This is a genomic window from Streptomyces sp. NBRC 110035 (genome assembly GCF_000829695.1).
In the GTDB taxonomy this organism is placed as follows: Bacteria; Actinomycetota; Actinomycetes; order Streptomycetales; family Streptomycetaceae; genus Streptomyces.
This window is the reverse complement of the sequence record NZ_BBNN01000018.1, coordinates 78,074-92,858: the sequence shown is the minus strand read 5'-3', so window position 1 is coordinate 92,858 and position 14,785 is coordinate 78,074. Positions and strand designations below refer to the sequence as shown.

14 protein-coding genes are annotated in these 14,785 nt (G+C 73.4%); 4 read left to right on the top strand and 10 right to left on the bottom strand.

The genetic code is table 11. The features are described from left to right. Positions 1–57 precede the first annotated feature (57 nt). From TU30_RS06795 to TU30_RS06785, 3 genes are read right to left on the bottom strand one after another with little or no spacing between them, the layout of a single operon-like run. Positions 58–777 carry a response regulator transcription factor gene (locus TU30_RS06795; protein ID WP_078878153.1) on the bottom strand — a complete coding sequence of 240 codons (720 nt, stop codon included), beginning with the start codon at positions 775–777 and terminating at the stop codon, positions 58–60. Continuing rightward, the gene (gene macS, locus TU30_RS06790) at positions 774–2,024 is read right to left on the bottom strand and encodes a MacS family sensor histidine kinase (protein ID WP_042165874.1); all 1,251 of its coding nucleotides are present in this window, start codon (positions 2,022–2,024) and stop codon (positions 774–776) included. Before macS ends, TU30_RS06795 begins: the two co-directional genes overlap by 4 nt. A 44-nt stretch (positions 2,025–2,068) precedes the next feature. Beyond that, a complete protein-coding gene (locus tag TU30_RS06785) occupies positions 2,069–2,863 on the bottom strand; it encodes a 1-acyl-sn-glycerol-3-phosphate acyltransferase (protein ID WP_042165872.1) in 795 nt (264 codons plus the stop codon). Between the two features lie 205 nt (positions 2,864–3,068). On the opposite strand from TU30_RS06785, the gene TU30_RS06780 reads away from it, so the two are divergent. Both TU30_RS06780 and TU30_RS06775 read left to right on the top strand, forming a co-directional pair. Further along, a complete protein-coding gene (locus tag TU30_RS06780; RefSeq protein WP_042165870.1) occupies positions 3,069–3,866 on the top strand; it encodes a carboxylesterase in 798 nt (265 codons plus the stop codon). Next, the gene (locus TU30_RS06775) at positions 3,859–4,536 is read left to right on the top strand and encodes a hypothetical protein (protein ID WP_042165869.1); all 678 of its coding nucleotides are present in this window, start codon (positions 3,859–3,861) and stop codon (positions 4,534–4,536) included. Before TU30_RS06780 ends, TU30_RS06775 begins: the two co-directional genes overlap by 8 nt. Positions 4,537–4,560: 24 nt before the next feature. On the opposite strand, the gene TU30_RS06770 is transcribed toward TU30_RS06775, so the two are convergent. The 6 genes from TU30_RS06770 to TU30_RS06745 all read right to left on the bottom strand — a co-directional run bounded on the left by TU30_RS06770 (position 4,561) and on the right by TU30_RS06745 (position 9,963). Then, complete coding sequence (locus tag TU30_RS06770) at positions 4,561–5,316, bottom strand: endonuclease/exonuclease/phosphatase family protein (protein ID WP_042166577.1); 756 nt, start codon at positions 5,314–5,316, stop codon at positions 4,561–4,563. Positions 5,317–5,584: 268 nt separating this feature from the next. Then, a complete protein-coding gene (locus tag TU30_RS06765) occupies positions 5,585–6,538 on the bottom strand; it encodes an ROK family glucokinase (protein WP_042165866.1) in 954 nt (317 codons plus the stop codon). A gap of 81 nt (positions 6,539–6,619) precedes the next feature. Then, on the bottom strand, positions 6,620–7,270 hold the full coding sequence (locus TU30_RS06760) for a DUF5304 domain-containing protein (protein ID WP_042165864.1): 651 nt from the start codon (positions 7,268–7,270) through the stop codon (positions 6,620–6,622). 57 nt (positions 7,271–7,327) lie between these two features. Then, complete coding sequence (locus tag TU30_RS06755) at positions 7,328–8,524, bottom strand: ArsA family ATPase (protein ID WP_042165862.1); 1,197 nt, start codon at positions 8,522–8,524, stop codon at positions 7,328–7,330. 64 nt (positions 8,525–8,588) lie between these two features. After that, positions 8,589–9,044, bottom strand: a complete 456-nt coding sequence (locus TU30_RS06750) for an SRPBCC family protein (protein WP_042165859.1) — start codon at positions 9,042–9,044, stop codon at positions 8,589–8,591. Positions 9,045–9,165: 121 nt separating this feature from the next. Next, positions 9,166–9,963 carry a metallophosphoesterase gene (locus TU30_RS06745; RefSeq protein WP_078878152.1) on the bottom strand — a complete coding sequence of 266 codons (798 nt, stop codon included), beginning with the start codon at positions 9,961–9,963 and terminating at the stop codon, positions 9,166–9,168. 311 nt (positions 9,964–10,274) lie between these two features. On the opposite strand from TU30_RS06745, the gene TU30_RS06740 reads away from it, so the two are divergent. Then, complete coding sequence (locus tag TU30_RS06740) at positions 10,275–12,095, top strand: long-chain fatty acid--CoA ligase (protein ID WP_042165853.1); 1,821 nt, start codon at positions 10,275–10,277, stop codon at positions 12,093–12,095. A 98-nt stretch (positions 12,096–12,193) separates the two neighbouring features. Here TU30_RS06740 and TU30_RS06735 read toward each other — a convergent pair whose 3' ends face one another. After that, positions 12,194–13,363: a glycosyltransferase family 4 protein gene (locus TU30_RS06735; RefSeq protein WP_042165851.1), complete on the bottom strand. Its 1,170-nt coding sequence runs from the start codon at positions 13,361–13,363 to the stop codon at positions 12,194–12,196. A 142-nt stretch (positions 13,364–13,505) separates the two neighbouring features. Here TU30_RS06735 and TU30_RS06730 point away from each other — a divergent pair, with 142 nt between their 5' ends. Continuing rightward, positions 13,506–14,777 carry a glycosyltransferase family 87 protein gene (locus tag TU30_RS06730; protein WP_042165850.1) on the top strand — a complete coding sequence of 424 codons (1,272 nt, stop codon included), beginning with the start codon at positions 13,506–13,508 and terminating at the stop codon, positions 14,775–14,777. Positions 14,778–14,785: the final 8 nt, after the last annotated feature.

The window sequence follows — 14,785 nt, the reverse complement described above, 5'->3', positions numbered from 1 at the left end:
GCACCGGCTCTGGCGGAAAAGGGCCGCCGCTGGACGGTCCAGGGTGTCCGGCCGGTGCTACGCGTCGTCGAGGCCGCGCTCGATGGCGTAGCGGACGAGTTCCACACGGTTGTGCAGCTGGAGCTTGCCGAGGGTGTTCTGGACGTGGTTCTGCACCGTGCGGTGGGAGATGACGAGCCGTTCGGCGATCTGCTTGTAGCTGAGGCCCTTGGCGACCAGGCGCAGCACCTCGGTCTCCCGGTCGGTCAGCCGGGGCGACCCGGACGCGCCGCTCTCCGGGGCGGGTGCCGGGTCGGAGGCCAGCCTGCGGTACTCGCCGAGGACCAGTCCGGCCAGGCCCGGGGTGAACACCGGGTCGCCGACGGCCGTACGGCGCACCGCGTCCTGCAGGTCCTCGGTGGAGGCGGACTTCAGCAGATAGCCGGTGGCCCCGGACTTCACCGCCTCCAGGACGTCGGCGTGTTCGCCGCTCGCCGAGAGCACCAGCACCCGCAGCGCCGGGTTGTCGGCGACGACCTCCTTGCAGACCTGGACGCCGGGCTTGCCGGGCAGGTTCAGGTCGAGGACGAGGACGTCGGGGGCTGCGGCCCTGGCACGGCGCACGGCCTGGTCGCCGTCGCCCGCGGTGGCGACCACCTCGAAGCCGGACTCGGACAGGTCCCGGGCGACGGCGTCGCGCCACATGGGGTGGTCGTCGACCACCATGACCCTCACCGGGCCCTGCCCGCCTCCGGGCTCCCCGCCTGCCGTCGCTCCACCCGCGGTGTCCGTCGTCATCGCTGCTCCGCCTTCCCCCGTGCATCCCGTTCGCCGTCGCTGTCCTTCGGTACCTTCAGCTCGACCTCCGTGCCCTGGCCGGGCACCGAGAGCAGTTCCGCGCTGCCGCCGAGGTCGCGCAGCCGCCCCCGGATCGACAGGGCCACCCCGAGCCGTCCCTCGCCCTCGGCCTGGGCGAGCCGGCCCTCGGGGATGCCGGGCCCGTCGTCACGGACGGTCACGACCACCTCGTCCGGTTCGTCCTCCACCAGGATCCAGGCGCGCGCGTCCGGCCCCGCGTGCCTGCGTACGTTGTCCAGGGCGGCCCCGACGGCTGCGGTGAGTTCCCGCGCGGCGGCCGGGGCGAGCGGCACCGGCGCCCCGGGTTCGGCGAAGCTGACCAGGGCGCCGGCGTACGGGGCGAGCAGGGCACGCAGGTCGACGGGGGCGCCGCCGGTGCCGTCCTGGTCGTCCCGCACCTGGTCCGCGGCCCGTGCCGCCGCTCCCCCCGCCGCGTCCTGCGGCGCCCTGGGGACGGGGACCAGGCCGCCGGAGACCAGGGTGCGCAGCGCCACCTCCTGCTCGCCGGCCATCCGGCCCAGCTCGGCCGCCTCGCCGCCGATCACCGCGCCGCGCCGCTGCACCATCGCGAGCACCTGGAGCACGCCGTCGTGGATGTCCCGCGCGAGCCGCTCCCGCTCCCTGGTCGCGGCCTCGATCTCCAGGGCGCGGGCGAGGGTGCGCTCGGAGGCGCGGGCGACCTCGACGACGTAGCCGATGGCGATGGACGCGACCCAGACGAGGATCACGTTGTGCACGGTGTCGCGGGCGGGGCCGCCGCGTTCGATCAGGTTGGCGACGGCGACCAGGGTGGAGGCGAGGGCGGCCCAGCGCCAGCCGCCCTTGATGGCGAAGGCGAGCACCGCGCCCGCGGTCCATATCGACGGCATGGTCGGACCGCCGGCCGCGACCCGCTCCGGGTCGTCGGCGACGGGGGTGAGCAGGATGCCGGTGAGTGCGACGGTCAGGTCGGCGGCGAGGAAGCGTTTGGTGCAGCCGTCGGCGTTCGCGACCCGGGGCAGGGTGGCCGGCGTCCACACGGCCAGCAGGGCGAAGTAGGCGACGGCGAGCCAGGGGCGCTCGAAGTGCTCGTAGGCGGTGGCGAACAGGCCGACCGCGTACACCATGGCGAGGACCCGGTACCCGGCGAGCGCGCGCCACAGCGGCTGCTCGACCGACATCCTCATGACTCTCTCCTGCCTGGGCATGTCGTCCCCCGTCCTCGCCCCGGGCCCGCCCCCGTCCACACGCCCTAGGGGTCGGACCGCCGCCGCCCGGCAGCCTGTTCCCGCTGTGCTTCCTTCTCCGCCTTCTCCGCGCGGGCGAGTTCGGCCTTCGCGGCCTTCTCCGCGTCCCTCCCGGCCTTCGCGGCCTTCGCGGCCTCCGCGAGCTGCCGCTTCATGGCGGTCGCGTACATGTCCACGTACTCCTGGCCGGAGAGCTTCATGATCTCGTACATGACCTCGTCGGTCAGCGCGCGGAGGACGAAACGGTCGTGTTCCATGCCCTCGTAGCGGCTGAACTCCAGCGGCTTGCCGATGCGTATGCCGGGCCGGACCAGTTTCGGGACGACCTTTCCCGGCGGCTGGACCTTCTCCGTGTCGATCATGGCGACCGGGATCACGGGCGCGCCGCTGGCGAGCGCCACGCGTGCGAGGCCGCCCGGCTTGCCGCGGTAGAGACGTCCGTCGGGCGAGCGCGTGCCCTCGGGGTAGAGGCCGAACAGCTCGCCGCGTTCGAGGACCTCCATGCCGCTCCTGATCGCCGCCTCACCGGCTCCACGCGCGCCGGAGCGGTCCACCGGGAGCTGGCCCGCGCCCCTGAAGAAGGCGGCCGTCAGCCGGCCCTTCACTCCCGGTGTGGTGAAGTACTCGGCCTTGGCTATGAAGGTGATCTTGCGGTCGAGGACGGCCGGCAGGAAGAAGGAGTCGGAGAACGACAGGTGGTTGCTGGCCAGGATGGCGGGACCTTCCGCGGGGACGTGCTCCAGGCCCTCCACCCAGGGTCTGAAGGCAAGCTTCAGCGACCCTCCGACGGTGACCTTCATCGCGCCGTACAACAACCGAGTGCCTTCCTGTGCGTGTGGCACAGACCCTAACCCGGAGCACCGTCAATGGCTCCGACGGCCCTGGTCGGTGTCAGTACGGTCGCGTACGGTGAAGTTCCTGCAACCCGTGTGCGGCCCGTGGACCTCCTCGACCCTCTCCACGACGTCCACGCCCTTGACGACTCTTACGACCGGGAGGCCGAAAGTGCCGCTCCTGACCGGAGCCGAGCCGTATCGCCACGAGGGCGGGGAGGCCGCTGTCCTCCTCTGCCACGGCTTCACCGGTTCGCCTCAGTCACTGCGCCCGTGGGCGGAGCATTTCGCCGCGCACGGCCTGACCGTCTCGCTGCCGCTGCTCCCGGGGCACGGCACCCGCTGGGAGGACCTGCGGGCCACCGGCTGGCAGGACTGGTACGCAGAGGTGGACCGCGCGCTGCGACTGCTGCGGGACCGCTGCTCGCGCGTGTTCGTGGCCGGTCTGTCCATGGGCGGCGCGCTGGCCCTGCGCCTGGCCGCGCGGCACGGCGACGCGGTGAGCGGGGTCGTGGTCGTCAACCCGGCGAACCGGGTGCACGGTGTGGCCGCGCACGCCCTCCCGGTGCTCCGTCATCTCGTTCCGGCGACGAAGGGCATCGCGAGCGACATCGCCAAGCCGTCGGTCGAGGAGTTGGGCTACGACCGGGTGCCGCTGCACGCGGCCCACTCCCTGCGCACCTTCCTGCGCATGCTCGACGGCGAGCTTCCCCAGGTCACCCAGCCGCTGCTGCTGCTGCGCAGTCCGCGGGACCACGTGGTGCCGCCCGCCGACTCGGCCCGGATCCTCGGCCGCGTCTCGTCGCTCGACGTGACGGAGGTCCTGCTGGAACAGAGCTACCACGTGGCGACGTTGGACTACGACGCGGAGCGGATCTTCCGGGAGAGCACCGCGTTCATCGGCCGGCTCGCACCCGGCGCCGTCAAGGAGCCCGGTCTCGGCAAGGAAGGGACGACCACAGGTGGCTGAGCATGACTCGGACCGCGAGGACCGCGAAAGGCGTGAGGACCAGGAGGGGCGCGAGGCGGGCGAGGCACGTGCGGGCCAGGGGCGTGACGGCAGCAGCCCGGCCCGTCGGGACCAGGGCGTTCCCTTGGACGAGGATGCCGCGTGGGAGGCGATCGTCGCCGGGTACGGTGACGAGCCGCCGGACCCGGCGGGTGCCAAGCCGTTCAAGTCGGTCGAGGATCTGGCGCTGCTGGAGTCCGACACCAACACCGACACCCGTACCGGGGCCGCCGACGACGGGGCACCGGCCGAGGCTCCGACGCGGGCCGGGGACGAACCGGTCAAGCCGCTGGGCGGTTCGGTCGCCTTCGCCCCGGGCGTGGGCGGTCCGCGCGACTACAGCGTGTCCGAGCCGTCGGAGGAGGACGTCGACGACGGCGACGAGGGCCACTTCGTCCCGCCGGAGCCCCCGCCGCTGCCCGAGGCCGACGTGACGTCCAGGTTCGCGTGGCTGGGAGTGCTGGGCGGCCCGGTGCTGCTCCTGCTGGCGATCCTGCTCGGCTGGGAGATGACCTGGTGGCTGACCACGCTCTGCATCGGCGGCTTCCTGGGCGGTTTCGCCACGCTGGTGACGCGGATGCGCACCGGCGACGAGGAGGACGACGATCCGGGCCGGGGCGCGGTGGTCTGAGAGCGGACCGCTCGCCCGCGCGCACTACGCGGCCGGTACTCTGAGCGCGGCCAGGACCGGCAGGTGGTCGGTGGCCGCCCTCAGGTCGGCCTCGGTCACCCCCGGCTGGTCGAGCGGGACGCCGCAGCCCAGGACCTCGACGCCCCTGGTGGCGAACAGGGCGTCGATGCGCTGGTGCGGCTCGGCGGGCGTCGAGGTGTACTCGCCGCCCCAGGGCTCGGCGGCCCAGCAGTCCGTGAGGGAGTCGCCCAGCCGCCGGAAGGTGCGGCCGTCCGGCCGCTCGTTGACGTCGCCGCCCGCGACCGCGTGGTCGACGCCCATCCCGGCGAGCCGGTCGAGGAGCATGCCGCCCTGCGCGTACCGCTCGTCCCTCGCCAGCGACAGATGGCAGCTCAGTACCCCGAGCCGGACCCCGCCGAACCGTACGACGGCGGTGGCGAAGCCGCGCCGGTGCAGTCCCGGGGTGCGCGGCAGCAGGAGGTCCTCGGTGCGCTCGACGGTCGCCCGCAGCGAGCACAGGATCGCGGGACCCGCGGCCGTGGCTCCCCCGGAGAGGGTCACCAGTCCGGAGGCGCGGGCCAGCCGGGCCAGTTTCTTGCGCCAGCGGAAGAACCGCGGCGCCTCCTGGACCAGGACCAGGTCGGGGGCGCAGGCGGTGATCACCCGGGCAAGGGCGTCCGTGTCGTCGTACATCGACCGGATGTTGTAGCTCAGGACACGGACCACGGCCGAACCGTCGGGCTCTGTCCGGGAGTCGGGCAGCAGCGGAGTCGTCGCCATGCGGATCAAGATACGCCGACCCGCACGCGCGAAAGCGCCGTACGGGCCGACGCGTACGGGCCGGTCCGGGTGCTCGGCCCGGGCCACCGCCTCCGGGTCCCGCCCCGGGCACGCGCACGGGCGGCCGGCATCACCCGACGGAGCCACCCGGCCGGCGGTGCGAACGTGCCGGACGGTCCGGCTCCGGAGCGGAGCCGGGCGCGGGAACGACGACGCCCGCCGTGGCCCCGGGAGGGGAGCGGGCGGGCGGCGTCGCAGACGGGGGGTGTCACATGATGGGGTCGGGTTCCCGGGCCAGGTCGGCCGCCCCCACCAGGCCGGCCTTGTTCCCGAGCTCGGCGGCCCGGACGTCGGCGACCGGGCGCCAGTTCCCGCCCACCAGCCAGCGCTTGTACGACTTGCGGATCGGGTCGAGGAGCAGTTCCCCCTCGTCGGAGAGACCGCCGCCGACGATGAAGGCGGAGGGGTCGAAGAGGGAGGCCAGGTCGGCGAGGCCGGCGCCGACCCACCGGGCGAGCTCCCGGTAGGAGTCGACGGCCACCGGGTCGCCCTGGCGGGCGGCCATGGAGACGTGCTTGCCCTCGATGCCGTCGGGGGTGCCGTCGCCGAGGGCGAGCAGCGTCTCCGCGTTCTCCGGGGTCGCGTTGGCGCGCTGGGTGGCGTACCGGACGAGGGCGCGGCCGGAGGCGTACTGCTCCCAGCAGCCCTGCGAGCCGCAGCCGCACAGCAGGCCGTCCGGCACCATGCGGATGTGCCCGAACTCGGCGGCCACGCCGAAGTGGCCCCGGCGCAGCTTGTTGCCGATGATGACGCCGCCGCCGAGACCGGTGCCGAGCGTGATGCAGATGACGTTGCGGTGGCCCTTGCCGGCGCCGAACTTGTACTCGCCCCAGGCCGCCGCGTTCGCGTCGTTCTCCACGACGACCGGGAGACCCACGCGGGCCTCGACCTTGTCCTTCAGCGGCTCCTGGCGCCAGTCGATGTTGGGGGCGAAGTACACCGTCGAGCGCTGGCGGTTGACGTATCCGGCCGCACCGATTCCCACGCCGACGATCTCGTTGCCCGTGCGTGCTCCGTCCACCGCGGAGGCGATGGCGTCCACGATGCCGTCGGGCGTGCCCGGGGTCGGCACCTTGTGGACCGAGAGGATGTTGCCGTCCTCATCGACCACGCCGGCCGCGATCTTGGTGCCGCCGATGTCGACGCCGATGGTGAGTCCCATGAATCCCTCAGTTCCGGTCGAGCCCCGCTACCGCCCACGGTACCCGAGGCCCTGGCGCCGGCTTCCCGATATCGGACACCCTCAGTCCAGGTCGATGCGTTCCCCGCCGGGGCCGGGCTCGTCGCCACGGTTGCGGCGGCGGTCGTCGCCCGCGTCGCCGCCGTTGCCGCGGTCGTCTTTCCCGCTCCCGCCTCCGGCGTCCTCGGCGCCGGGGGCGTCCTCGGCCTCGTCCGGGTCCCAGGGGCGGGGGTCGCGGGTGGTCCAGCGGCGTTCCTGGTCCTGGACCGCGGAGCGGTAGGCGGCGAGGAGCTCGTTGCCGGCGGCGGCGAGGTGGTCGAAGACGTCGGGGTTGCGTTCGACGACCGGTTCCACGGCCGCCTTGGCCTGCTGGACGACCTGGCGCACCGCCTGCTGCGCGGCCGGTCCGGCGACCGCGCCGAACAGCGGTGACCGGCCCCCGGTGAGCTGGTCGAACTTCTCGGCGACCACGTCGACGAGCTTGCGCAGCTCCTCGGCGGCCGAGGCGGGCGGCGGTCCGTACCGGGCGCGGCGGCGGGCGCTCTCCGCCTCGAGGTCCTCGGCGCACGCCGTCGCCCAGGCGTCCGCGTCGACGGCCCGTGGGCCGGCGTCCCCGGGCCGTGCGTCGCCGACGGCGGCCGTGCGCGCGTCGGACGCGGAGCCGCCCACGGGCGCGTCCCCGGTGTCGTCGGGCGGGGGGAGCTGTTCGCTCATGACGGACTCCTGACTACGGTCGGCCTCTCCGACGGTACCCGAACGGGCGTACCGGCTTCACGGGGTGCGCGGCCACAGGCGCGGATCAGGCCGGAACCGGATGCGCAGTTCCTCCTCGCGCAGGGCCGCGCCGTCGACGGTGCAGCGGCGCAGCACGGAGGGCAGCGGGACCGTCCGGCGGAACGGTCCCGCGGTGACGGCGAGTGCGTCGCCGTGCCGGATCAGGTCCAGTTCCTCGCGCCGGGCGCCGGGCAGCGGGATGTGCCAGACCAGGACGCCCTCGTCGGCGAGCCGGTCGGTGACGGGCCACCCGGCCGTGGCGGGTCCCGCCTCGACGCCGGGTGCGCGGGGCACCCGGGGCACGCCCGGGACGGCGAGCGCGGTCAGGTCGTCCGGGCCGCGCGGGTCGCGGCCGAGGTGGGCGACGGAGTGGACGTCGTACGTCTGGCGCCACTCGTCCAGCGTCTTGCGCTGCTGGGCGGCCGGGCCGGCGAGCCAGCTGTCGTCGACGCTCTCGGGCAGTACCCGGCCGGCGACCAGCACGTCGGTGCGCAGTCCGCGCAGGGCGAGGCCGAGACCCGCGGTGCGTACGGCGTCGGCGCCCGCGGGACCGGGTTCGGCGACCAGCCGCACGGCGGTGTCCCGGTCGGCGAGGACGGCTTCGACGGCGGCCAGTTCGGTGTCCCACCGGGCGGCCGTGCCGTACAGCCAGTCCGCGGGCATCGGGACCCCGGCGAGGCGGCCGAGCACGGGGCGCAGGGCGCGGGCGGCCTGGCGTTCGGGCGGGAGCAGCCTGCGCATGCCGCGGCGGAGGTCCTCGGGGAGGGCGAACAGGGCGAGGGCCCGCTCGGCGGGCGGCAGGTCGACGACGAGCAGGTCGTACACGTCCGGCAGCGCGGCGTCCCGCAGGGCGCGCAGTACGGCGAGTTCCTCGGCGCCGGGCAGCGGGCCGAACTCCTCGGGGTCGAGCCGGGACGCGCCGAGCAGGTCGAGCGCCGAGGCGGCCCGGTCCTGCAGTGCGGCCAGGTCGGCGCGGAAGTCCTCGCCGGCGTCGACCCGCCGTGCGGTGAGGCCCGGGAGGACCTCGGCGGGCGCGGCGGTGACGGGCGTGCCCAGCACCGTTCCCAACGTGTCCGTCCGGTCGGTGCCGAGCAGCAGGACACGGGCGCCCGCACGGGCGGCGGCGAGCGCGGTGGCCGCCGCGACGGTGGTACGTCCGTTGCCGCCGGGGCCCGTGATCAGGAGGGTGCGCATGGGGATGAACGGTACCGGTGCACGCACCCGCGTCCGGCCGGCGCCGTCGCCCCCGCGGCCGGTGCTACGCGGCGCCCGGCTCCTCGCCGGACTCCACCCGCTTCTTCAGTCCCGCCAGGGCCCGGTCGATGATGACCTTCTCGGCCTTGCGCTTGATCATTCCGAGCATCGGGATCTTGACGTCGACGGTGAGCCGGTAGGTGACCTCGGTGGTGCCCGCACCGGCCGGCCTCAGCAGGTAGGAGCCGTCGAGGGAGCGCAGCATCTGGGACTTCACCAGCGTCCAGGACACCTCGTGCTCGCCGGTCCAGGTGTACCCGAGGGTCTGGTCGTCCTTGATCGCGCCGGCGTCCATGACGAGGCGTACCTGCTCGGCACGGCCCTGGCCGTCGGTCGCGAGGACTTCCGCCTCCTTCACCTCGCCGGTCCAGTCCGGATAGCGGGCGAAGTCGGCGATCACCTCCATGACCTCGGCCGGTTCCGCCTCGATCGTGATGCTCGAGCTGGTGTGTTCCGCCATCGCCGTGGCTCCTCCAGATGCGGGCCGTAGTCGGATCGCCGTGCGCGGCCCACGCGCACGCCCGTGCAGCGGAAGGCTATCGCGCACCCCGCCGGAGCACGTCACCCGACCTGGGGCATCCTCACCATTCGAGCACCCAGGGCCGGCCCCGGCTCGCGAAGTGCCCCACGTTCACGCATTCGGTGGCCCCGACCCGCATGCGCCGCACCAGCGGCTGGTGCACGTGCCCGAACAGCGCGTACCGGGGCCGGGTGCGGTGGATGGCGTCCAGCAGGGCGCGGCTGCCGCGCTCGAAACGGCGCGCGACGGTGTCGTACACCAGCTCCGGAACCTCCGGCGGAATGTGCGTGCACAGCACGTCGACCTCGCCGACGGCCTCGACCTTCGCCGCGTACTCCTCGTCGCCGATCTCGTACGGCGTGCGCATGGGCGTGCGCAGTCCGCCGCCGACGAAGCCGAAGACCCGGCCGCCGATCTCCACCCGCTCGCCGTCGAGGACGGTGGTGCCCGGCCCCGCGTACTCCGGCCACAGGGCCGGGATGTCGACATTGCCGTACGTGGCGTACGTGGGGGCGGGGAAGGCGGCGAACATCTCGGCGTACTGCCCCCGCACCGCCTTGTGGATCGCCGCGGCGCGGTCCGCGCCGATGCCCGCCCACAGCCGGGCCTGGAAGGCGCGCGCCTCCTCGAAGCGCCGCGCGGTGCGCAGTTCCACGATGCGGTCGGCGTTCTCGGTGCCGAACAGGTCGGGGAAGATGCCGCGCGAGTGGTCGGCGTAGTCCAGGAAGAGCACCAGGTCGCCCAGGCAGATCAGGGCGTCGGCGCCCTCGCCGGCCGTGGCCAGGTCGCGGGCGTTGCCGTGGACGTCGCTGACCACGTGAACGCGCGTACGGCGGTTTCCGGCCGGTGTGGATGCCATGGCGATCAAGCGTAGCCAGAGGGCGGCCCCTGTGAACAGTGGCGGCCGGACCTGCGCGTACTGGCTCCCCCTCAGGGGCGTGGACTACTGTGCGCGATGGCAATCAACCCGTTCACCAACTTGTGTGACGCAGCGAACATCTCGTCGGACCCCCCTGTCGTTCCGGCCATACCGGCGGGTAACGTCCGGGCGGTCCAGTCGTGCTCAGGATTTCAACAGGTGAATCTTCGAGCACCCGCCCGAGCCTTGGACCGCACTGTCGTCGCATCGCACACCGTCGTGGCGCCGGCGCCCTAAGAGGAGCAGCAGTCTTGCGCGAGTTCAGCCTTCCGGCTTTGTACGAGGTCCCTGCGGACGGCAATCTGACCGACATAGTCCGCAGAAACGCCGCGCAGCACCCCGAGGTGGCCGTCATCGCCCGCAAGGTCGGTGGCGTGTGGCAGGACGTGACGGCCACCGCCTTCCTCGCCGAGGTAAGGACGGCCGCCAAGGGACTCATCGCCTCCGGGGTCCGGCCCGGAGAGCGGGTCGCCCTGATGTCGCGCACCCGCTACGAGTGGACGCTGCTCGACTTCGCGATCTGGAGCGCCGGCGCGGTCACGGTGCCGGTGTACGAGACGAGCTCACCGGAGCAGGTGGCCTGGATCCTCGGCGACTCCGGCGCCACCGCCTGTGTGGTGGAGTCGGACTCCCACGCGGCCACGGTCGACGCGGTGCGCGACCGGCTGCCGGCGCTGAAGCACGTGTGGCGGATCGACCGCGGCACGGGCGAGGACGGCGAGGGCGGTGCGGTCGAGGAGCTGCGCCGCCTCGGACGGGACGTCACCGACGAGACGGTCGAGGAACGCAGCTCCGTCGCCGGGGCCGACGACCCGGCGACCATCATCTACACCTCCGGCACCACCGGCCGTCCCAAGGGCTGTGTGCTCACCCACCGCAGCTTCTTCGCCGAGTGCGGCAACGTCGTGGAGCGGCTGCGTCCCCTGTTCCGGACCGGCGAATGCTCGGTCCTGCTCTTCCTCCCGCTCGCGCACGTCTTCGGCCGGCTGGTGCAGATCGCGCCGATGATCGCGCCGATCAAGCTGGGCTGCGTCCCCGACATCAAGCAGCTCACCGACGAACTGGCCGCGTTCCGGCCGACGTTGATCCTGGGCGTGCCGCGGGTCTTCGAGAAGGTCTACAACTCGGCGCGCGCCAAGGCCCGGGCCGACGGCAAGGGCCAGATCTTCGACAAGGCGGCGGACACCGCGATCGCGTACAGCAAGGCGCTGGACACGCCGTCGGGGCCGTCCCTCGGCCTGAGGATCAAGCACAAGGTGTTCGACAAACTCGTGTACGGCAAGCTGCGCGCGGTACTCGGCGGGCGCGGCGAGGCCGCCATCTCCGGCGGCGCCCCGCTGGGCGAGCGCCTCGGCCACTTCTTCCGCGGCATCGGTTTCACGGTGCTGGAGGGCTACGGGCTCACCGAGTCGTGTGCGGCCACCACGTTCAACCCCTGGGACCGGCAGAAGATCGGCACGGTCGGGCAGCCGCTGCCCGGGTCGGTGGTCCGCATCGCCGACGACGGCGAGGTGCTGCTGCACGGCGAGCACCTGTTCAAGGAGTACTGGAACAACCCGGCCGCGACCGCGGAGGCGCTCACCGACGGATGGTTCCACACCGGTGACATCGGCACCCTCGACGAGGACGGGTATCTGCGGATCACCGGCCGCAAGAAGGAGATACTCGTCACGGCGGGCGGCAAGAACGTCGCCCCGGCGGTGATCGAGGACCGGATCCGCGCGCACGCGCTGATCGCGGAGTGCATGGTCGTCGGCGACGGACGGCCGTTCGTGGGCGCGCTGGTCACGCTCGACGAGGAGTTCCTGGGGCGCTGGGCGGCGGAGCACGGGAAGCCGGAGGGATCGACGGCGGCGTCGCTGTGCGAGGACCCCGAGCTGCTGGCGGTGATCCAGAATGCCGTCGACGACGGGAACGCGGCGGTTTCCAAGGCCGAGTCGGTGCGGAAGTTCCGGGTGCTGCCCTCGCAGTTCACGGAGGAGTCGGGGCATCTGACTCCGTCGTTGAAGCTGAAGCGGAACGTGGTGGCGAAGGACTTCGCCCACGAGGTCGAGGCGATCTACTCGGCGTAGGGCTCTCCGCACCCACCGCCCCTTCCCCTGCCGAGCCCCGAGGGCTCTGCCCCCGGGCCCCTGCTCCTCCCCCTGGTCCTCCCCGCTCCGCCGCCCCCTCAGACGCCGGAGGGGCCGGTTCCGGGCCGGAGCAGGGTTCTCAGGGTTTCCGCCAGAAGGTCCCAGCGCCATTTCTCCTCGACCCAGGCCCGGCCCCGTTCGCCCATGCGGTGGCGGAGCCCGGGGTCGGCGAGGAGGGCGATGACGCGGTCGGCGGACTCGGCGGGGGTGTCGCCTCGGACGACCCAGCCGGTCTCACCGTCGAGGACCGCGTCGGGGGCACCGCCCGAGTCGCCGGCAACGACGGGCAGGCCGGTCGCGGAGGCCTCCAGGTAGACGATCCCGAGCCCTTCGACGTCCAGTCCCCCGCGCCGGGTCCTGCACGGCATCGCGAAGACGTCGCCGGCGCCGTAGTGGGCGGGCAGTTCGGACCAGGGCACGGCGCCGGTGAAGCGCACGGAGCCGGCCACCCCGGTGTCGTGCGCGAGCCGGCGCAGGTCCTTCCCGTAGGGCCCGCCGCCGACGATCAGCAGAACGGCGTCCGGCTCGGCGGCGAGGATCGCGGGCATCGCCCGGATCAGCGTGTCCTGTCCCTTGCGCGGCACCAGCCGGGAGACGCAGACGACCACCGGACGGTCCGTCAGGCCGAGCCGGGCCCGGACCTCGTCGCCGCCGGAGCCGGGGTGGAAGGTCTTCTCGTCGACCCCGGGCGGCAGCTGCGCCATCCGCGCGGCGGCCTCGGGCGTGAGCGCGCCGGCGATCCGCGCACGCGTGTACTCGCCGAGGTAGGTGATCGTGTCCGTGGACTGCCCGATTCGGCGCAGCAGTTGCCGGGCCGCGGGCAGCTGTGCCCAGCCCGCCTCGTGGCCGTGGGTGGTGGCCACGATCCGCTCGGCGCCCGCCCGGCGCAGCGCCGGTGCCATCAGCCCGAGCGGCGCGGCCGCCCCGAACCAGACCGAGGTGCAGCCGTGTTCACGCAGCAGCCCGGCGGCCTGCCGGGTCGCCTGCGGGGTCGGCAGCAGCAACGGCGTACGGGCGCGTACGACGGCGAAGGGCTGCTCGGCGTCGAAGTCGGCCGTCGCCCGGACGCCCTCCCGGGAGCGTTTCCAGGTCGAGGCGTACACGACGACCTGTGCGGGATCCAGGCGCAGCGCCATGTTGTGCAGGAACGCCTGGATACCGCCCGGCCTGGGCGGGAAGTCGTTGGTCACGATCAACGTCTTGTGCATCGGGGCAGACCTTACCGAACCGGTGCGCCCGGTCCGCGGGCGCGGCGGGCCGCTGTGGCACTCTCACAGGGGCGCGGGACATCATGGCCCCTCAGGACCTCACAGGGACGCGCAGGGACGGGCAGGGACGGGCAGGGATTACGTGGACACGACAGGATGGCGCGGGTCCCCGGCCCGGCCTCCGGTACGCCGGCAGGCCCTGTTGCGGCCTCTGCTGGTGTGGGGACTGACGAGGGCGCTGCTGCTGCTGTTCGTCCTGAAGGTGGTCGTCTTCCCCGGCCCGGACGTCACCAGCGACGTGTCCGTGATCTACCGGGAGTGGTACGACGTCCTGCGCGCCGGAACGTTCCCGCTGGACGACGTCACCTGGCAGTACCCGCCCGCGGCGGCCCTGGCGGTCCTCTCTCCCGGTCTGCTGCCGTTCCTGCAGTACGCGACCGCGTTCTTCGTCCTGGTGTTCCTCGCCGACCTGGCCACCCTGGCCCTGCTGCTGTACGCGGGCGGAAGGCCGGGCCGAACCCGGCTCGGTGCCTGGGTGTGGGTGGCGGGTGTGCCGCTGCTCGGGCCGACGGTCTACGCCCGCTACGACATGATGGTGACCGCGGTGGCGGTGGCCACGCTGCTGGCCGGGACGCGGCGTCCCCGGCTGCTGGGGGCGCTGGCGGCGTTCGGCGCGCTGCTGAAGGTGTGGCCGGCGATGCTGCTGCTCGGTGTGCGCCGGCGTTCCGCGTGGGTGACGGCCGTGGTGACCGGGGCCGGCACGGCGGCCGTGTTCGCGGTGCTGATGCCGGGCGCGTTCGCGTTCCTGGGGTTCCAGCGCGACCGGGGCACGGAGGTGGAGTCGCTGGGCGCGCTGGTCTTCCACGTCGCCCGGCACCACGGCTGGGACGGTGAGGTGCTGCTGAACTACGGCTCGGTGGAGTTCCTCGGCCCGTACGTGGAGTGGGTCAGCGCGGGCGCGATGTTCCTGAGCGGGGCGGCACTGGCCTGGCTGCTGCTGTGGCGGCTGCTGGCCCGGCGTTTCGAGGCGCACACCTTCGTCGACGCCGCGTTCGTGGCGGTGCTGATGTTCACCACCACCAGCCGGGTGATCAGCCCGCAGTACATGGTGTGGCTGGTCGGGCTCGCCGCGGTCTGCCTGTGCCGTCGCGGGAGCCGGATGCGGCCGCCGGTGGCCCTGGTGCTGGTCGCGTCGTTCGTGACGATGCTCGAGTTCCCGTTGTGGTTCGCGCACGTCGTGGCCAGTGACGCGCTCGGCGTCACCCTGCTGTTCGTGCGCAACGGCCTGCTGGTGGCGGCCACGTTCCTCGCCGCCCGCACCCTGTGGCGCTCGACGGTCACCCATGGCCTCCCGGCCGCCCCGGCCTCCACCACGGCGGCGACCCGCACCGCGAAGAACCCGGTCTCTCCCTGACCCCGGTC